The sequence below is a fragment of the Paenibacillus sp. HB172176 genome, assembly GCF_011947265.1.
Taxonomy (GTDB): Bacteria; Bacillota; Bacilli; order Paenibacillales; family Paenibacillaceae; genus Pristimantibacillus.
The window spans coordinates 311,414-330,269 of sequence record NZ_JAATHD010000003.1 but is presented as its reverse complement, the minus strand read 5'-3'; the positions used below and the strand labels follow the sequence as shown (position 1 = coordinate 330,269).

Below are 18,856 nucleotides of genomic sequence, written 5' to 3'. Positions count from 1 at the left end.
CCTCCTCATTCAAATTTATGATTTGAGTCCATGGATAGAAATGCTAGTCTTGCGTCAAACTCTTTTTCTTCCGAAAATCAAGGAAGCAATGAACAATACGATAAATACGACAAACAGTACTTTCGCTATCCCTGCCAATGCGGAAGCGATTCCGATAAATCCGAAAATTCCTGCAGCGATTGCAAATATGAAAAATAATAATGCCCATCCTAACATAAGAATCACCCTTCTCTCCGTGTTGTTTTTCTGGCATACTTGTATATACCCCCGCTATACAAATTGAAACAGCAGGAGGATTCCCATGGATATTGTACATATCTCGATGGCGCTGATTGACGAGGACAAGGATCAGCCCCGCTATCAATTCAATGAAGAGGCTTTGCAAGAGCTCATGAGGAGCATTGACGAGATCGGACTCCTGTCGCCAATTAAGGTGCGGCACGCGCCGAACGGGCGATACATGATCATATATGGCAACCGCCGCTATAAAGCTTCGCAAATGCTCGGACGCAGCACGATCCCCTGCATCGTGTCAGACACCACGGATGAGATGGAGATCTATCTGGAGCAGATTGCCGAGAACCTGACCCGCGAAGGCTTCTCGCCGATCGAGGAAGGGGAAGCCTTCAATAAGCTGCTGAACGATTCGGGCTTTCGCAGCTCAATGAAGTTTCTGTCCGCCAAGCTTGGCAAACCGGAGAGCTACATCAAGAATAAATGCGAACTGCTCAAATTCAGCGGTGCCGTCAAGAAGCTCATCGTCAGCGGAACCGAAATTAGGAAGGATTGCCTTACCGAGGATCAATTGATGCCGCTCAAGGATTTGCCTATGGAGCATCGCGATCCGATCGCCTTGATTGCGGCGCGGGACGAGCTGCCGGTCAGCGACGTGAAGAAGATCGCGAAGCTGTTCAAGGACAAGACCATCTCGGAGAAGACGAAGGAGAAGCTGCTTCTCAAGACGGGCAGCGGGCTTATAGAAACCTGGTCGGTCTACGAGCAGAATCGGAAAGAGAAGAAGAAACGCGAGCAGGAAGAGAAGGAATGGGCGGAGGAGCAAGCCCGGTTTGCGTCCGCAGCTCCGATGGGGAATGACGCTTCGAAGCCTTCTGCCGGCAGCGGCGGGGGGATTCTGAACGGAGCTGCCCCGGCAGCGGGAGGCTTGAGCGAAAGCGGCCTTGCAAGCGCGGCCGTCATTAGCGGCTCGGAGACAATTGTTGCTTTGCTTAAGGAGCAGAAGGGCGCTCTATCCGAGCAAGGAGCACGCTTGTTGCGAATCGCGGATATCGCTTCGGGGTTGTCGGGAGGAGAAGCTGGCGCGGCTCTGAAGCAAGTCGAACAGATCATTCAGCAGCTGGACAAGCAATTGACGGACTGGTACGACCTGAAGCAGCGGCTCCATTCCCGTTAGGTGGAAGACTCGTCCAATATTTGTAACTGAACTGAAATATTTCATTCATCGATCTTTAATGTAGAGCGCCTATAATAGAACTCGACCCCCTTTTTTAATATATATATACCTTTGGCCCGCTGCCCGTTGCAGCGGGTCCCTTTTTTTGCAGATATGGGCCTGCGTGGACTCACGCTCGCACAAGCATAATCTTGCTTATGCTCACTACCGTGTGAGCTCGACGAGTATCAGCTGGGGTCTGTTGAATAGGCGCAGTGGAACGCCGCTGTTGCCAAGTCCGCGGCTCGTCACCATCGCGGAGCCGTCAAGCTCGTACAGTCCGGCCGTATATTTCGGCCAGAAGCCCTGCTCCGGCGCGTACACGCCTCCGACGAACGGAATGCGAACCTGCCCGCCATGCGCATGTCCGGTAAAGCTGATATCGATCCCGCGCTCCGCATAGACGGAGAACAGCTCGGTGCGATGGGACAAGAGTATGGTATAGTCCGCAGTCTGCTCTATGCCAATCATGGCTTGATCCAAGTGCGCGTTCATCTTGTCGACATCGCCGTCCTCCTTGCGGTTGAAGATCGGATCGTCCACGCCGATCAGTCGAATAACGCCGTCTCCGACCGCAATGGCCGTATTCTCATTGCGAAGCACATGCACGCCGACATTCCTTAAAGCTTGCTCGAATGCCGCATACGGCTGCTCACCGACTTCATATTCATGATTGCCGGGAATAAAGTATACGGGAGCAATAGCCGCCGCGCCGCTCATCAGCTCCAGACTAATATCAGGATGATAGCGGCGGCTGTCAATCAAATCCCCGGTCACGACAATGAGATCGGGCTTAAGCTTTCGTATTTTGCCAAGAAGCGTATGCTGGCTGCTCCCGAATTCCTTGTTATGCACATCGGACAAGTGCACGATTCGGAACGTATCGAAGCCATCGGGCAGCTTGCTCGAGCTGATCCTCAGCTTCGTAATGCCAATCACATTGTTCTCGACATACACGAAACAGGTCGATGCGAGAATGAATACAAGCAAGCCGAGCAGCAGCCTGCGTCCTCTCTTCGTCAAAGCTCTCACTCCTTCGCTTGCCGCAACGAAAGATTCCATGATTGCCAATGCTTCTTGGCTGCCGCTTCCTTGCGCATTTGACTAATGATATCGTCCACGCCTTCCAACTCGGGGAAGCGCTTCTCCATTTGCTTAATTGCCGGCAGCGCGTCGGTCGACAGCGTGCCCAGGTAGTAGACATCGATCTCGCCGGTATGCTCGTACCGATCCAGATTGCCCTCCGCGATTCTTGCGTCCAGATTAGCATAATTCATAATGACGTATGCGACAATGGCCGATGAGATGTAGAATTTCGCGAGCGAGAAGCGATAGGTCCAGATGCGTACCAGTGATACAGAGATCCAGACGCCGAGCAGAAGCATGAACCCTTGCACCAGCAAGCGGAGCAAGGTGTATCCGTAAGCCTCCTCGTACAGGGACAGCCTGCTGTAGGCCGAGATGAGCATCACGATCGTGCAGCCCATCAGCACGCTTAGCAGAAGCTTGCGCAGTCTCTCCTGCAGAGGCGAGGCGCTGCGGATATAATGCAGGCCGACCATCAGAATGCCGAGATTGATCATGGCGACAAGCACAAGCTCCGCAAAGCCCCTATGCGTATATTCCGCATAGGAGACCCCTTCCGGCAGCAAGCCGTCCGCTCCTCCGAACAGATAGGTGAATTGTATCGCCGTGAAGAGGATGTACACCACATTGACCAAAATGAGCGCCGTGCTCGCGGCAATCGAGTCCAGGAGCGCCTTCTCTCTATAAGGCTGAAGAGCCGCGCCCGCTGCCGGCTTTAAGCTCTTTCGAAACAGCAAGCTCCATAGATAACAGAAGAGATACAGAGCTATGCCTCCTCCGACGATTAAGCGCACCAATGTCTTGCCCGCCCAAGCCGAATAAATGCCCTGAGGAATGTGATTCAACCAGCCTTGAAAGATGCCGTCCGCCGACGATAGCAGAGAGACCACTACGAACAGCAGTGGAGCGGCAATCAGCAATCCGAAGCCAACTTGACGCAGATTGCTTCTCGCACCGGAATTGCCGCCTCCCGGTCGCAGCCAATTGCCGGCCAGGCTGAACGGCACCATCAGATGCGTCAGCGGCATGAACAACCATTGCAGCAGCAGCTCGCCATAGAAGACAAGGCGATGCCAAGGCTGGGAGCCGCTCCTTGTCAGCAACAGCGTCTGGGCGACGACAAGCAGAATCAACAGGAGTACGTTGAAGTGATGGAAGAAATCATTTCGGTAGAACACATACGTCAGCGACAGCAGAGCAATGGGGATGAACAGCAAAATACCGGATAGCTGCTGCCCCTTCCATCGATCGAATCCGCCGATTCTGCCCTGCACCGCATAGAAGAACAAGCCATAGAAGCACGCGATGAACAGGGGAACGGACACTCCGAACTCTCTCCCGACGAACAAATATTGGCCCGCTAGACCGATAAGCAGGGAATAAACCAGCATCCTGTCGTATCTTTTCTGCCATGGCGCAGCATCCTGCATGTATGAACACCCCTTTACAGCTTTCAATTCCTTTCCTTTTATTGTAACCTTAAAAACAAGAACAAAAAGTGCAAGTTAATTTTGGGAAATTTCATATTTTAAGTGCGTTACAGTGCAATCAAGGGAGCTGTCTCATGAAGATCAGACGACATTATATCGCGATGCGCCGCCATTTCGCCCATGCGCGCGAACATGAACCCGTGGCATGCACGACAACCGAGCTGGCGGACATCCTGACATGCACGCAGCGTAACATGGTGTTGCTTCTGAATCGCATGCAGCAGGAGCAATGGCTCCTCTGGGAGCCGAAGCGCGGTCGCGGCAATCGATCGCTGCTCACATTCCTGGCTTCGCTCGAGGAGCTCGTTCTGAAAGAAGCCAAGGAGCTTGTGGACAAGCAGGAGCTGCAAGCGGCGCTTGCGCTTATCCAGCATCAGCCTGCCGGCGAGCGGATGCAAGCGCAGTTCCAGGAATGGCTGTCCGGTCATTTCGGCTTCCGCTCGGAGCTCGAGGGCTCTCGCCGCAGGGATGTGCTGCGGTTCCCTTTGCCCCAGACGATTCATACGCTGGACCCGGCCTGCATTCATTTCTTCGGCGAATCGCATCTCGTCAATCAGTTGTTCGACAGCCTTATTCGCCTGGACGGGAAGACGCAGGAAGCGGTTCCCCATCTCGCTCATGCCTGGGAGGCGGATAAAGCCCGTGTCACCTGGACCTTCTATCTGCGCAAAGGCGTTCTGTTCCATCATGGAAGGGAGATGACGGCGGCAGATGTGCTGTATTCGCTGGAGCGGCTCAAATCACTCGCACCGCAAGGCTTGTACAGCTGGGTATACAAGGATATCGCCGGGATGGAAATCGTGAATGAAACGACGATTCGTATCATGCTGAGCAAGCCGAACGAATTGTTCCTCTCCTTCCTCTCGACGAATCGGGCGTCCATCGTGCCGGAGGAGCTTTGCCGCGCTGATGGCATGGCATTCGGCCTGAAGCCGATCGGTACAGGACCGTTTAGGCTGGAATCAAGTACGCAGGGCGTCTGGACGTTGGAGGCTTTTCAGCCTTATTTTCAGGGAAGAGCGTTTCTGGATCGGGTAGAGGTTTGGAGCTTGGGGGGATCGGAGGAGGAGGAGGGAAAGCATGAGGATTTGATGAATCGCAGCACCTTCCAGGTGATGCACAATGCGCGGATTACCGAGATGGACGGAGGGGAATGGCAGCAGATCAAGCAATCTGGCACAACCATCAAATTCATGACCGTCAATGCGTTAAACGGCGGTCCTATGGAGAATGCGGAAATACGCGCCGTTATCAACGAGGCGATCGACCGCAACAGACTGCTCGAGCTTCTGTCGGGCGATGTTCTTGAGCCGGCGACAACGCTGAATCGGACCGAGTCCAGAGAAATTCGGAAGCGAACCTTCAAGCCATGCAATTATGCGTCGCTCAAGAAGCGGCTCCGCGAGGCTGGCTATGAGGGGCAGACCCTGCGGCTTACAACGATTCCCGAGTACGCCAGGGATGCCGAGCTGATTCAAGCGTTGCTGAAGGAGATCGATGTTCCGCTTGAGCTTCGGCTGCTGAAGGCGGAAGAGTTCAAGGGCTCCTCCCGCATGACGGCGGATTTGCTCCTATTCGCCGTTATGCTGGACGAGCATCGGGAGCTTCGGCTTATCGATCTGTACGCAAGCATGCTGCAGCACATGAATCCTCAGCTCATTCCGGTGCTCGACAAACCTATGAAGCAATTGCTGGAGGAGCCGGACCAGACGAAGCGGTCAGAACATTTCCTCGCGATGGAGAAGCGGCTGATTGAGGACAACTCCTTGTTCCTTCTCTACCGCAAAGCGCTCAAGACCGCCTTCCATCCGTCTGTCCAGGGCATCTCGCTCGAGTCGCTCGGCTGGGTCAGGTTTCGGGATTTATGGTTTCGTTAGCCGTATCTGTCAGCCGCTTCTCCATGCACAAGCTCGATTCGCAATGAACATATTCGCCATACCGGTCAATCCCATAAAATCCTTGCTTCCTGTAGAAGCCGAGCGACTCATATTGAGGCGCTCCCGTCTCGAGACGAAGAACGGCGATGCCCTGCTCCCTGCATCGCTTCTCCAGAAATCGGCAGAGCTCGCCCGCGATACCCGATCTGCGGCATTCCGGCAGCACGTAGAAGCGCTTGAGCTCCGCCGCGGCTTCATCCAATCTGCGAATCGCGCCGCAGCCGACGGCCTTGCCGTCCGTATAGGCAACGGCGAAGATCATCTCCCTCGTCTCCGCGGCTTCAAGATCGACTGCGAAGATTTCATCAGCCGGATATAAGCCGGACAGGTAGCTGTCCAGCTCTGCGATAAGTCGCCTCAGCCCTGCATCGCTGGCAGGCACCACCATGATATTGATTCTCTCAGGCAAAATGTCTGTTCCTCCTTCATTCGGCCGCAAAGCGTTTCATCTGCGACTCAAACCAATCATAGCCGAAACCAACCTGCTCCGGCTTATGCGAGTCGGAGCCGTAAACACAAGAGATTCCACGCTTCAAGCATTGCTGCAGGAACCACTCCGGCACATAGGGCTTGCCGCAAGTCGCAACCCTTAAGCCCGCCGTATTCACATCGACGCCAACCCCTCCCTCCTCGAGCAGAGGAAGCAGCCTCCTTAATCGCTTCTCGATTAATTGCTGGTCTATGGGCGGAAGTGCCGTACGAAATTTCTCTATCAGATTCACATGTCCGAGTCTTGTCCGCACTGGCAGCCGCGAGGCCGCTTCTATCGCACCCTCGACATGATCATAATAAGCATTCGCAAGCTCATCCATGTTGCCGTAATAAGTCAGCAGATGGCTACGGAAATCATGGGTCGTAAAGTCGATGCAGCGCATGCCGCCAACGCCCGGCAGGAAATGAACCGAGAATACCACATCCTCCAGGCTATGCTGCCATTCGTTTATGATTTCTTCGGTGAAATCGAACCTTCCCTCCAAATAATCCAGCTCGAGCCCCGCCGTAATTTCGATTTTCCCTTCATATTCGCGCTTCAAACGAAGCACCTCGTTCATGTAAAGGGACAGCTCGGCTTTCGGCATGGCAAGCTCTTTCATTAATAAGGCATCGTTCACCCATTCCCGCGGAAGCGGAGGATGCTCGCTGATCGTATATCGTTCAAAGCCTTGCGCCACCGCATTTTCTATATAATGCTCCAGCCTGTCGCTGCTGCCATGATAGCAGAACTGCGAATGCGTATGTCCATCCCATTTCAACATGCAATCCGCTCCTATTTTCTATTGTTCCCAGCAGGGAATCATCCCATCGGCAATACGCCTGTCTCCTACAATTGTAAAGCCATTCGACAGCGAATCGCAATGCTTGTGTTATTTTGCGGAAAAAGAAGGATTTGAAGCCTCAGTGTCGAATAATATACGGTCGAACATGTCTTGGAAATAGTTTCTAGGAGGATAAAAATGAAGTGGATCTCCAAACCGTTCACATTCGTTGTCATTCCGGATGCGAATCAGGCCGTTCAGCGATATCGAATACCGCGAATCATCATCATTATACTGCCAGTCCTATTCTTATTATTCATCATAAGCACAGCGCTCCTCATCTACCTCTTCTCCGGGAATACCTCCCGCATTCATGAATTGAAAAACCAGCTTTCCAGATCCGAAGCCGGCTATGAACAGCTGCTGTCAAGCAAGGAGAATCAAATATCAACGCTTGAAGACAGCTTGGCCTTGCTGTCGGATCAAGCCGAGCTCATGGAAAACAAAATGTCCGAAATTACCGAGCTGGACCAGCAGCTGAAGGAAATTGCGGGCATTAAGGAGCCGAAGGTTCAGATCTCCTCCATACTGGATGAGAAGAATGACGGTCAGGGCGGCGAAGAATTTCTGATGTATCCCTCTGAACAAGTCGGCCCGGCAAACGGAGCATTCATGGATGGTACTGACGGCAATAACAGCTTGCTGATTGAGACCATGCAGAGCTATTCCTCCTTGTCCGCCACTATGGAAGAACTGAAACCGCAGCTCCAGTCCACGAAAGAAGCGCTGCTGCAGTATCAGCATATTCTCAGTATTACGCCAACGATCTGGCCTGCCGACAGCCGCAGAATCACTTCCGAATTTGGCGTCCGCAAGGATCCTATCACGGGCAGATCGGCCTTTCATTCCGGGCTCGATCTTGGAGGAACGCGCGGGGATCCAGTCTACGCGACAGCCGACGGCGTCGTCGTCAAATCGGAGCGGGAATACCCTTATGGGAACAATATCATTATCGATCATGGCCGAGGCATCGAAACGCGTTATATGCATATGAACAAGCTGTTAGCGAAGGTCGGCGAGAAGGTCGTCAAGGGTCAGGTTATCGGCGAGCTTGGCAATACGGGGCGGAGCACCGGTCCCCATATTCATTATGAAGTGATCGTGAACGGGACGACCGTCGATCCCGCGCCGTATATCAAAGAAGAATAGGATGGGATAAGCCATGTTCAAATCAAAGAGCGAAACGAAGAAAATCAATCCGGATACGACCGACACCTTGATCGGCGTAGGCACCGTATTCGAGGGCAATCTGCAATCGCAAGCCTCCATTCGCATTGAAGGAAAGCTGCTCGGCGACATGCTTGTGGAAGGAGATGTCACGATTGGCGAAAGCGGATACGCAAAATCCAATATTACGACGCGCGACCTCGTTCTCGCCGGACGTTTGGAAGGCGATGTTGAAGCGAAGGGAAAGCTGACCATCTGCTCCACGGGCGTATTGAACGGCAACATTACGGCGGAGTCCTTCATCATTGAAGCCGGCGGCGTGTTCAACGGAAACAGCAAGATGAAGCCTGCCGCAAGCGTTGAAGGGGAAGCAAGCGAATCGGGACGCAAAGCTTCTTCGAAATCCGACAGCCAATCCCAAGCCTCCTAATTTGCGAAATCTTCATATGGGGCATACATACGCTTAACATTCATAGCTTATCCTATCTCTTGCATCCATTCCAATACGAAGGTCGGGGGACAGGCGTTATGAAACCAAAGCATCTTGCTTCCAATTTGACGATGATCGCTCTGGCCGCTTTTACGCTCTTCTTTGCGGCCCTCTCGCCGCCTTGGACAGCGGCATCGGCGGCAGAAGCGGAAAGCCTTCTTCTTATAAGCAACAGCAATTCGACCGAAGCCTTGACTGATCCCCATGGCGCATATCGCTCGCTTCGCCCCTATGTTGAGAGCCGCGGCGGCAAGGTCGTCTACAATCCGGAGAATGACACCGTTGATGTCAAGATGAATGACAGTTCCTTCTCCCTGCTGCTCCAGGATCATCTCATCCGCTGTAACGGACGCGAGCTGCCGGGTCTATTCTATGTTCGGAACGGCGAGACCTTCATGGACACGTCCTGGATCGATATTTTGACAGAAAGCCATTCGTAACTGAACGCCGTTTAACAAATATTACAACAAGACCTTGCCTAGCGGTTCTAGCGCCGATCAGCAAGGTCTTCATTTGTTCCTCGATTGATTCATTATGTATGTACGAGCTGACTACAGCTGTTCCGCGTTCTTGATTGCATACTCCCAGCTTGGGAAGTAGAACAACGCATTGCGCACCAGCTCCGGGTCGCTCTGCTTAACCTGTTTCTTCGAAACAGAACCGCCCGATGACTGCAGTTCCTTAATGCGACGAACAACTTCATCGGCGCCAAGTGTGAAATCCATCTCCTTCGCTCCTTTCCTGAGTTGATCCCCACTATCCAGTGTTGCTTATAACAGCTTCAATTACGAGCTGCCGGACCTCCGAAGGAAGTTAATCCCAATCTTCCGGAAACCAATATAATTTCCACGTACTTCTTCCATTTCTCGTTCAAGGGACAGCCTCCGTTTCTCTAAGCTGTCCCTTCGCGATTAAGCGGCGGACAGCTTGAGCGTAATGCCGGACGGATCTATTATAAACCAGAATCCGTCTTCATAGCTCGCAGAATATCCCGAATCCCTCAACCTCTTAATAACAGCCTCAAGCTCTTCGCCGGACGGTAGAATGATCTCGGCATATGCCAATCCCGTGGCGTTCTGCGGCGTGCGCGGCGCGTTCTGGCCTGCCCATATATTCAATCCGATATGATGATGATAGCCGCCCGCGCCGATGAATAACGCGCCCATCCGGCGTCCCAAGTCCGCCTGCATCTCGAATCCAAGCGCATCGCAATAGAAAGCTTTGGCCTGCTCCAAGCTATGAACGTGGAAATGCACATGACCGATTGTCGTTCCTGCGGGCAGTCCGGTCCAAGGAACGTCCTTCGCTTCGTTCAGCAAGCCCTCCCAGTCAATCGGCAGCGAATCCATCACGACCGAACCGTCTGCTTCATGCTTCCACTCTTCGCGCGGCCGGTCGCGGTAGATTTCGATCCCGTTCTGATCGGGATCGGACAGATAGATCGCTTCGCTCACGAGATGATCCGCTTGACCAAGCTGAAGCTTCGCTTCGATCAGTCTGCGCAGAACCATGCCGAGATCTCGTCTTGTCGGCAGCAGAATCGCGAAGTGGTAGAGGCCGCTCGTCGTTCGAGGTCTTGTCGTTATCGCATTTGGAATTTCTTCAAGTACAAGGAGCGAACTGCTGCCATCTGCGGTCAATTCCGCCGTTCGATCATATTGGTTTAGAACGCGAAAGCCGATTACGTCCTGATAGAAGGCAATGGAGCGTTCCAACTGACTGACCTTCAATTTCACTTCTCCAAGCCTTGTTTCCGGGTGAATCATGTTTGTCATCTCTTATCATCCTCTATATATATTAGTTACTTACTATTTGTTATTAACATAAGTGTAAGCGGAATACGCCTCGCCGTCAAGCGCTTCCTATAAAAGCCATTCGCTTCGTCTCCCGAATTGTCGAATCCGCCTGCCTTCAGCCGCGACTAACCCATTCGCCTTTCCATGAACCGATCCGATATTCGCGCTCGCCATGACGGTTTGCGCGATTTGCGCATCCCATGGCTGAATGATTGGTTGCCCCTGAATGAAAGCGTTATCTATACTGAGCTTGAACGAAAATCCCATGGAAAGGAGGGAAGCACTCGCAAGCTTTCGCAGTGAAGGATTTTACCATTATCGGTTTGGAGGAGGCAACCAATGAAACGCTTTTCAGCAATCATTCTAGTCTTGGCCATGTTTCTATCTCTCTATCCCCTGCAGTCAACGCTGGTTCGGGCCGACAATTCCATGCTCCCTGCTTTCCCCGGAGCGGAAGGCTTCGGCTATGCAGCCGTCGGCGGGCGCGGCGGCGAGGTTTACCATGTCACGAGCTACGAGCTTACGGGTCCGGGAACGTTCCATGATGCAATCCAGACAGCAGGCGATACGCCTCGAACGATTGTGTTCGACATAGCCGGCGATATTACGATTCCCCAAATCGTAGCCAGGAACAAGTCGCATATTACGATTGCGGGACAGACGGCTCCGGGAGACGGCGTTACGATCAGAGGAAACAATATCCGATTCATCGATTCAAGCGACATCGTAATTCGCTTCCTGCGTTTCCGACTCGGAAGACAGGACTTCAACGATGATACCATGTACTTCGAGGATTGCCAAAATGTGATGATTGATCACTCGTCCTTCTCTTGGGGAACCGACGAGGTGCTGTCCATTAAGAGCAAGGATTATGATAATCCCCGCTCGGCCAATATTACTGTGCAATGGTCCGTCATCTCGGAAGGCCTGCTGACCCACTCCATGGGCGGCTTGGTCGAGATGAACACCATTACGATGCATCACAATCTCTACGCCCACAACAATGATCGCAATCCGAAGACGAAGGGCGTTATGGACTTCGTCAACAACATCGTCTACAACTGGGGAGGCTTCCCTTATGTAGCGGGCGGAGAGTCGGGGACGAAGGGCTATGGCAATGTGGTCGGGAATTATTTTATCGCTGGCCTGAACTCAGCAGAGCCCGAATTCGCCGTCGTTCGCGGCAACGAGAACTATCAGGTGTATCTGGAGGACAACCGGATCGACAGCAACAAGAATGGCGTGCTCGACGGAACGGATACAGGAGCCGGACTTGTAGAGGCAGGCCGTCCGAGCGTTGTCGTACCGGATCGCTTCGAATATCCGCTTGTGCATACCCAGTCGCCGGAGGTCGCATACGATTATATTCTGGATCATGCAGGCTCCTCCTTGAGGCGGGATGCGACGGATATTCGCGTCATTAACAGCGTTCGCAATCAGACCGGGGTCATTATCGGAGACGAGAACGATGCGGGCGGATTCCCTCAGCTCGATCAAGGAACGGCTCCTCCCGATGAGGATCGGGACGGCATGCCGGATGCTTGGGAAATCGCGAATGGCTTGGACCCTGAGAATCCGACGGACCGCAACGGGGACCGGAATGAAGACGGCTATACGAATCTGGAGGACTATTTGAACGAATTGGCCGCTCCAGGTTTTCCTGCTTCGTACCCGGATACGCCTCCCGCATGGTCGGGCCCTCCGTTCACCCCGCCGCCTGTCGAACCGGATCCGGAGCCTGCGCTTGAGCCGGAGCCTGCCCTGGACGGTGAACTTATTCGCAATGCCGTCATTCACGACGACAGCGGCAATGGCATCGCCAATGCCGTCAATTGGTCGCTTCAGAGCAACCTGAAGCTTGGCGATATTGTATTCGGCGACCGGATGACCGGAAGCAAGAGGTACATCTTCGAGTCCATTCCCGAAGAACTGCTCGGATTGGAATGGATCCGTTCGGCCGTGGAGTCGCGGAGCGCGACGAGCAGCGACCTGCTTTCGTTCTTTTTGGCGGGAGAAGCGGATGTGTATGTGGCTTATGATTCGAGAATTACAACGCAGCCGGAATGGCTGACCTCGGAATACGAGGACACCGGCGAGACGATTACGGACAGCCAGCCGGTTACGTACGAGCTGTACAGGAAGCGTTACGGGGCAGGGTCCCGGGTTGTGATGGGACCGAATAATAATAAATCCAAGTGTCCATATTTCGTGATCGTCAAACCGGCGAACGAGGGAACAGCGCCTTTAGGGGAAGCGCCGGCCGGCTTGGACGGCTCGATGATAGAGAATGCCGCGGTATCGCTTAATTGGACATCCGTGGATGGAGCTCAGAGCTATCTGGTCTATCGCGCCTCCTCCAAGAACCCCAACTTCAAAGCGATCGCAAGCGCGGAAGAGCCGAGCTTCGCAGACGCGACCAGCGAGAAAGGCGTCGCTTACGAATACAGAGTATCCGCCCTTAATGCAGGCGGTGAATCGCCGTTGTCCTCTTCGGTGGAAGCGCTCATCTACGATGCCGCTCAGCCCGCTCCTGCCGCTCCGACGGGACTGGCTGCTGCGGCGGTCAGAAGCTTGTCCGTGAAGCTTTCATGGACGCCGGTCGAGGCCGCGACCTCCTACTTGGTATACCGTGCCATTGCCTCGGAAGGCGATTTCGTTAAAGTCGGATCGACTGCGGCTGCCGGCTTTGCAGATAGAAGCGTAGATCCGTCGACCGTCTACGTCTACAAGGTGTCTGCGATAGGAATCGGCGGCGAATCCGAACGCTCGGCCGACATCGAAGTGAGAACGAAGGAAGCGCTCATTCTGCCTGGGAAGCCTGCTGGTCTGAAGACTGAGGCGGTGTCTACCTCTTCGTTTGATATGTCATGGAATGCCGTGGACGAAGCGGATACTTACAATGTGTACCGTAAAGCGGATGGCGAGGAAGCATTCTCTCTGATCGCTAGTGTAGAGTCTGCTTCCTATTCGGATGACAGTGTCAGCGTAGGGAAAGCAGGCTACACCTACCGAATCGCAGCTGTTAATGAGATGGGCGAATCCGGCTATTCCGATGAGCTTCCGCTTGACATGCCCGTGCCTGAAGCGCCGACTGATCTTATCGTTGGCAAGGTTGGCGAGGATTTCGTCGGGCTCATCTGGACCTCCCATGGCGGAGAATCGATCGTCAATGTCTATAGAGAAGCAGGCGGCGTTGTCGAGCAAGTCGGCACGGCGAAGGTGAGCACGTTCTACGATCGAACGGCGGAGCCCGGCACAACGTATACGTACACGATTAAAGCCGAGAATGCCGCAGGCGAGTCTGAGGCGTCGAACAGCGTTCAGGCCAAGCCTGGCTTGATGACGGTGCTGGACCATTACACGGAGCAGTTCAAACAAACCGGCGACGTAACGGGACCGCTCGCCGCCAAGCTGACGAATGCACTGAAGCAAGTTAGGCATCATCTTGAGAAAGGTTCCCTCAAGCAAGCGATTCACTTTCTGAAAAAGTACGAGGAGCAGTTGCATGATGCGTCTATGCAACAGAATCTGTCGCTGGACGCTCGTTGGACATTAACCTACTACGCGGATTTGTTGATGATGAGGCTGGAGGAGATGTAGCGGCTTCAATTGGGGCTGACTAACATGCATGCAGAGAAATCGCGAATTGTTGCAGCAACTGCGGCAGCTGCGGCATTCGCACCAGTGGCATCAGGCACACCGGTCACACCAGGCACATCAGCCACACCAGGCACACTAGGCACACCAGGCACACCGGTCACACCGGGCACACCAGGCACATCAGCCATACCAGGCACACTAGGCACACTAGGCACACCAGGCACACCGGTGGCCAAGTCATACATGCCGTCTTGAACGGGACATCGCATTGAAAACAGCGGCAGCAACGGACGAGAAATAAAGTCCGGGACTGTCGCTGTTTTGCTGTTTAATGGGTTGAAGCTTACTTTATCCACGCTTGTGCAATAGGCACAAGCGAATGGATGTGGTCTGCAAATGCATAGCCTCGGCCTTGCATGATCAAGTCATGCTAGGCATAGTCTAGCCTTGCTTGATCTTGCCTTCCTGGTCTTGCACTCTTTGATCTTGCCATGCTTGATCTTGCCTTCCTGGGCTTGCAGTCCTTGATGCTTCTGCCATGCGGAAAGCTGCAAATATCCATCAATTTCTCAGGTAAGGTACGAATTCTGCATAATTGATACAAATATCCATTAATTTCGTCAATGTTTTGCTTGAGCGGCTGTTTTCCAGCATCATTCCTGAATATTTGCAGTAATTTCATGCTATCGCTCTTTGTTCAAGAAAATGATGGATATATGCAGGAATATTGAACCTCAACGAAGCGATATCGAGGAATATTGAACCTAAAACGAAGAGACAACTGAGAACACTACTCCATCACAGTCGTGAGTCGAGCCGACTCTCCCTTCCGCAGGCGTATCGTCCAATAGGTCTCGCCGAGCTCGGACGGCTGAGCTTCGCCCTCTGTGATCTGGATGGACTTCGCCCAATCAGGCAGCTTAACCAGGAGATCGGCATCGCGCTCCGCATGCAGCTCAGCACGGAAAGACCCCTCCGCCCGATTCCACTTCATGGATAGCGTCCCAGTATGAAAGCGCCAGCCCGACAGCCTGCCATGCGCCAAGCGTTCAGGCAAGGCAGGAAGCAGCTTGAGCATCCCGGGATGAACCTGCATCAGCATCTCCTGCACGGCGTTCACGAAGCCCATATTGGCATCGAGCTGGACCGGAGCCGTCGGCATGTTCATCGACACGCCCATGCCCCTCCAGTCATTATGGAGCGTGAACAAATTCGGCAACAAGCTCGAACGGGTAAGGATATCCAAACAATCGAGCGCGCTGCCGCCGTCGCCGAGCCTCGCATAGATGGCAGCCATATGCGTGAGCGACCAACCGCTCTGCGCGCCAATCTCCCGTTTGCGCACAGCCTTCTCGAAAGCTTCAAACAGCTCGTAATCAGTCTCCTGCATAACTTCATGGCCCGGAAATACGGGATATAGATGGGAGAGATGACGATGCGCATAGCGATCGTCAAAGTCAGGGTGAAGCCATTCCTTCACAGCTCCGTCAGCGTTCTGTTCATAGGATGGAAGCTTCTCTCGCATCCACTCCCATTTCTCCAACTCGGCATGAGAAGCATCGCCCGTTGTCCTTGAAGCCTCGATCAGATTGCCCAGCAGCTCGCGCAATATAGCAACATCCATCGCGGCGTTAATAGCCGTCGGCATCGGATGCGCGAGCGCCGCCCCATCCTTGGGCATGTAATTCAACGGCGTATTCTCCGGAGAGACTGACGGGTAGATAAGGTACTTCCCTCTGTCGTCCATCACGAGGAAATCTTCATAGAAACGAACGGCCTCCCGCATGAACGGAATCGCATGCTCTCGCCGGAAGCCTTCATCTCCGGTAAAGCGATAATGCTCGGCGTAATGAGCGGCGAGCCAGCCGGCAGCGCCCGTCCAGTTGAGAATGACGGGCACAATTTGATTCGGCACCCCGATGCCTGGCGTCGTCCCCGCCGGAATATAGATGCCTCCGCAACCGTACAGCTTCTTCGCGTTGTCGCGGAAATCGTCCATCAAGGCTTCATAGTAGCGGTAGAGTGCTGGCGTCAGTTCTCCGAGTCCGCCCACATGTGCATGCCAGTACATCATCTGCGTATTCTCATTGGCCATGTTGTGGCTCCAAACCAAACGGTAGTCGCCGCCCCAAAGGCCATACAGCCCAAAAGGCTCAGCTTCGGAAGACGCATCAGTGCCGCTGATGAAGAGATAGCGGCCGAACGCCCACATTCGGCGAATCAAAGCGACAGGCGCCTCGCCTTCGTAGGCATCCAGCAGCAGCCGTTCATTGGTGAGCCGCTCCGCTGCAGGATGTTCATCGTCAGGGTAAGCGCCAGAATCGTTATCTCCGCCAAGCTCCAGCGTTGCCGAGCGGTACAAGGCTCTATGAACGTCAGCATGCCGCTTTAACAGCTCTTCATAAGAAGTGCCGGCTGCCAAAGCGGAAAGCTCTTCGCGCAATTGGACCCAGTCTCGCTCCCTCTCGCCTTTCACGAAAGTTTTCATGAGGATCAGCGCGCGATCCGCTTCCTCCATCCGGATCATGCCATCTCTGGTCTCCAGCCTCCCGCCTTCCGTCCTCACAAGCATGACGGAGCCATAATCCGTGCCGTCGTCATTCCTTGCCGCGAACCAAGAGAATCCTTCTGCGGACGCCCCCCTCTCTACAGAGCGCTCCAGTTCCTTGAACTCAGGAGTGTCTCCCGAGCGGTCGCTCGGATGAAGTGCAAGTCCAACCTCGCCTGACACTGCCGCTGCGCCGTTCGAGCCAAGCTCAAACACGACAGCCGCATCGGGCCTCGAGACGAACAGACGACGCTGATACCGAATCGAGCCGTCCATCCAAGCGACTTCGATCTCGCCGCTGTCCATCGCCAGTTTGCGGCTGTAAGAGCGGAAGGCATTGCCGGCGGGCATGACAAGACGAACGGCCGCCAGCGGGAAGCGGGAAGCGAGCTTCGTGCCGTAGCCCCGCTCCTTCAATGCGTCAGCCAGCAGCCAGCTCGCTTCCCGATATCTCTTCTCGTCCATCAGAGCTCTCGTGCGAGGCAGGATATCGCTTACATCGGGAAGCTCGTCCTTCCTGCCCCAATGCCACAGCTTCGCGTGATTCAGCAGCACCGTCTCCTCTCTTACGCCTCCGAATACGGATGCCCCGATGACACCATTGCCGGAGGGAAGCGCCTCCCGCCACATATTGCCCCACCAGGATGCCGGATAGCTCATGCGGAAGAAATCCTGCGCAGCTCCAGCATCCTCGGAACCTTGAGGAATTGCCCAATTACCCGAGTGGTCGACAGGCGGCTCCGAACGGCTGAGCCTCTCCCCGTATCCCGTTTGATCCGACTTTCGACTGCCCTCGCGTTCCCCCGACTTCTTCCTAATCAAGCGAGCTTCCTTCCTCTCGCAATCTCTCGATCTCGATGCTGGCGAGCAGGAACGGGGCCACGCCCATCAGCGCGTCGCTCACAATCGCTTCGCTCATATAATAGTCATAGGACCCGTCCCGGTACTTGCGTCCGCCGAGTCCGGCGCCATGACAAATGCCGTGAAGATGAACGCCTTTCTCGTCTTCCGTGACGAACTGCGCCAGAATGCCGTCATAGGCGCGGTTCACGGCATTGCGGTCGATCTCCGCCAGATAGCCGAGACGTATCCCCTTCGCCATCGCATAGGTCAGCATGCATGAGCCGGACGCTTCCAGGTAGTTGCCCTCGCGCCCGTTGCAATCCATGAGCTGGTACCATACGCCGCTCTCGTGATCCTGCACGCGAAGCGCGGCATTGCACATGCGCTCAAAAATCCCCATCAACTGCCCGCGCTTGCTGTGCTCCGCCGGGAATTGCTCCAGCGCGTCGACAAGCGCCATCGCGTACCAGCCCATCGCCCTGCCCCACACATAACGGGAGCGCCCCGTCGTGCCATCGCACCAGCGCTGCTCCCGACTCTCGTCCCAGGCATGATGGAGCAGGCCGTTCTGCGGATTGCGCGTCCGCTTCTCGACCAGCAGGAGCTGGCAAGCCGCCTCGTCGAACCACTCGTTCTCCTGGAATGTCGCGGCGTATTCCGCCATGAACGGCGATGACATATACAGGCCGTCCAGCCACATCTGGAACGGATAAATCTTCTTGTGCCAGTAGCCGCCCTCTTCCGTGCGAGGCTGGCCAATTAGCTGCGTAACGAGCAAGCGGGCGGCCTTCCTGTACTTCTCCTCGCCGGTTTCTCGCCATAATCGAAGCAGATTTTTTCCTTTGTTCACATGATCGAGATTATAATCCTCCAGGCGGAAGCCGCCTCCGATTGCGCCATCCTCGCCGATGAACACATCCATCTGCCTTCGCACGAATGGCTGATAGCCCACTTCGCCGATCCAATCGCCTGCCCGGGAAATCGCCAGCAGCGCCATCCCGGACACATAGCCCCATTTGTTCGCGATTTGCGGATGAAAGCCTTGCCGGTCGGTCAATGACAGAATCGTCTCGGCGATTTTGCCGGACATTTTGCCCTCCTTGAGTATTGTTGCTGTTCCCTCCATCTCCTCG

15 protein-coding genes are annotated in these 18,856 nt (G+C 54.3%); 6 read left to right on the top strand and 9 right to left on the bottom strand.

All coding sequences use genetic code 11. From position 1 onward, the window contains the following. Window positions 1–54 precede the first annotated feature (54 nt). A complete protein-coding gene (locus HFP08_RS06325; protein ID WP_168119679.1) occupies window positions 55–216 on the bottom strand; it encodes a DUF1328 domain-containing protein in 162 nt (53 codons plus the stop codon). 85 nt (window positions 217–301) lie between these two features. Between HFP08_RS06325 and HFP08_RS06320 the strand changes: the two genes are divergently transcribed. Next, entirely contained in the window at window positions 302–1,411 is a 1,110-nt protein-coding gene (locus HFP08_RS06320) for a ParB/RepB/Spo0J family partition protein (protein WP_168119678.1), read from the top strand. Window positions 1,412–1,615: 204 nt separating this feature from the next. On the opposite strand, the gene HFP08_RS06315 is transcribed toward HFP08_RS06320, so the two are convergent. Both HFP08_RS06315 and HFP08_RS06310 read right to left on the bottom strand, forming a co-directional pair. Then, entirely contained in the window at window positions 1,616–2,473 is an 858-nt protein-coding gene (locus HFP08_RS06315; RefSeq protein WP_168119677.1) for a metallophosphoesterase, read from the bottom strand. Window positions 2,474–2,478: 5 nt separating this feature from the next. Further along, window positions 2,479–3,966 (bottom strand): DUF4153 domain-containing protein, encoded by a 1,488-nt coding sequence (locus HFP08_RS06310; RefSeq protein WP_168119676.1) that lies wholly within the window; start codon window positions 3,964–3,966, stop codon window positions 2,479–2,481. 134 nt (window positions 3,967–4,100) lie between these two features. Between HFP08_RS06310 and HFP08_RS06305 the strand changes: the two genes are divergently transcribed. Further along, window positions 4,101–5,903 carry an ABC transporter substrate-binding protein gene (locus tag HFP08_RS06305; protein WP_168119675.1) on the top strand — a complete coding sequence of 601 codons (1,803 nt, stop codon included), beginning with the start codon at window positions 4,101–4,103 and terminating at the stop codon, window positions 5,901–5,903. Here HFP08_RS06305 and HFP08_RS06300 read toward each other — a convergent pair. Together HFP08_RS06300 and hisJ are read right to left on the bottom strand one after the other, a co-directional pair. Further along, entirely contained in the window at window positions 5,875–6,372 is a 498-nt protein-coding gene (locus HFP08_RS06300) for a GNAT family N-acetyltransferase (RefSeq protein WP_240941143.1), read from the bottom strand. The two genes, HFP08_RS06305 and HFP08_RS06300, sit on opposite strands and share 29 nt — an antisense overlap. A gap of 16 nt (window positions 6,373–6,388) precedes the next feature. Further along, entirely contained in the window at window positions 6,389–7,219 is an 831-nt protein-coding gene (gene hisJ / locus HFP08_RS06295) for a histidinol-phosphatase HisJ (protein WP_168119674.1), read from the bottom strand. Between the two features lie 198 nt (window positions 7,220–7,417). Here hisJ and HFP08_RS06290 point away from each other — a divergent pair, with 198 nt between their 5' ends. The 3 genes from HFP08_RS06290 (at window position 7,418) to HFP08_RS06280 (ending at window position 9,376) form a co-directional block, all read left to right on the top strand. Next, complete coding sequence (locus HFP08_RS06290; RefSeq protein WP_168119673.1) at window positions 7,418–8,428, top strand: M23 family metallopeptidase; 1,011 nt, start codon at window positions 7,418–7,420, stop codon at window positions 8,426–8,428. Between the two features lie 13 nt (window positions 8,429–8,441). Beyond that, the gene (locus HFP08_RS06285) at window positions 8,442–8,876 is read left to right on the top strand and encodes a bactofilin family protein (protein WP_168119672.1); all 435 of its coding nucleotides are present in this window, start codon (window positions 8,442–8,444) and stop codon (window positions 8,874–8,876) included. A gap of 98 nt (window positions 8,877–8,974) precedes the next feature. Next, window positions 8,975–9,376 carry a hypothetical protein gene (locus HFP08_RS06280; RefSeq protein ID WP_168119671.1) on the top strand — a complete coding sequence of 134 codons (402 nt, stop codon included), beginning with the start codon at window positions 8,975–8,977 and terminating at the stop codon, window positions 9,374–9,376. Between the two features lie 111 nt (window positions 9,377–9,487). Here the strand turns inward: HFP08_RS06280 and HFP08_RS06275 are convergent, their stop codons facing one another. Then, window positions 9,488–9,661, bottom strand: coding sequence for a hypothetical protein (locus HFP08_RS06275; protein ID WP_168119670.1), 174 nt, complete (start codon window positions 9,659–9,661; stop codon window positions 9,488–9,490). A gap of 186 nt (window positions 9,662–9,847) precedes the next feature. Further along, on the bottom strand, window positions 9,848–10,711 hold the full coding sequence (locus HFP08_RS06270) for a VOC family protein (RefSeq protein WP_168119669.1): 864 nt from the start codon (window positions 10,709–10,711) through the stop codon (window positions 9,848–9,850). Between the two features lie 360 nt (window positions 10,712–11,071). Between HFP08_RS06270 and HFP08_RS06265 the strand changes: the two genes are divergently transcribed. Then, the gene (locus tag HFP08_RS06265) at window positions 11,072–14,332 is read left to right on the top strand and encodes an FIMAH domain-containing protein (RefSeq protein WP_168119668.1); all 3,261 of its coding nucleotides are present in this window, start codon (window positions 11,072–11,074) and stop codon (window positions 14,330–14,332) included. 790 nt (window positions 14,333–15,122) lie between these two features. On the opposite strand, the gene HFP08_RS06255 is transcribed toward HFP08_RS06265, so the two are convergent. Beyond that, window positions 15,123–17,702, bottom strand: coding sequence for a glycosyl hydrolase family 95 catalytic domain-containing protein (locus tag HFP08_RS06255; RefSeq protein ID WP_240941141.1), 2,580 nt, complete (start codon window positions 17,700–17,702; stop codon window positions 15,123–15,125). Further along, a complete protein-coding gene (locus HFP08_RS06250; protein WP_168119667.1) occupies window positions 17,695–18,849 on the bottom strand; it encodes a glycoside hydrolase family 88/105 protein in 1,155 nt (384 codons plus the stop codon). Before HFP08_RS06250 ends, HFP08_RS06255 begins: the two co-directional genes overlap by 8 nt. Window positions 18,850–18,856: the final 7 nt, after the last annotated feature.

Excerpts from the sequence above, each read along its gene's own strand:
- HFP08_RS06325 (WP_168119679.1), bottom strand. The coding sequence starts at position 216 with ATGTTAGGATGGGCATTATTATTTTTCATATTTGCAATCGCTGCAGGA.
- HFP08_RS06320 (WP_168119678.1), top strand. The coding sequence starts at position 302 with ATGGATATTGTACATATCTCGATGGCGCTGATTGACGAGGACAAGGAT.
- HFP08_RS06310 (WP_168119676.1), bottom strand. The coding sequence starts at position 3,966 with ATGCAGGATGCTGCGCCATGGCAGAAAAGATACGACAGGATGCTGGTT.
- HFP08_RS06305 (WP_168119675.1), top strand. The coding sequence starts at position 4,101 with ATGAAGATCAGACGACATTATATCGCGATGCGCCGCCATTTCGCCCAT.
- hisJ (WP_168119674.1), bottom strand. The coding sequence starts at position 7,219 with ATGTTGAAATGGGATGGACATACGCATTCGCAGTTCTGCTATCATGGC.
- HFP08_RS06290 (WP_168119673.1), top strand. The coding sequence starts at position 7,418 with ATGAAGTGGATCTCCAAACCGTTCACATTCGTTGTCATTCCGGATGCG.
- HFP08_RS06285 (WP_168119672.1), top strand. The coding sequence starts at position 8,442 with ATGTTCAAATCAAAGAGCGAAACGAAGAAAATCAATCCGGATACGACC.
- HFP08_RS06280 (WP_168119671.1), top strand. The coding sequence starts at position 8,975 with ATGAAACCAAAGCATCTTGCTTCCAATTTGACGATGATCGCTCTGGCC.
- HFP08_RS06275 (WP_168119670.1), bottom strand. The coding sequence starts at position 9,661 with ATGGATTTCACACTTGGCGCCGATGAAGTTGTTCGTCGCATTAAGGAA.
- HFP08_RS06270 (WP_168119669.1), bottom strand. The coding sequence starts at position 10,711 with ATGACAAACATGATTCACCCGGAAACAAGGCTTGGAGAAGTGAAATTG.
- HFP08_RS06265 (WP_168119668.1), top strand. The coding sequence starts at position 11,072 with ATGAAACGCTTTTCAGCAATCATTCTAGTCTTGGCCATGTTTCTATCT.
- HFP08_RS06250 (WP_168119667.1), bottom strand. The coding sequence starts at position 18,849 with ATGGAGGGAACAGCAACAATACTCAAGGAGGGCAAAATGTCCGGCAAA.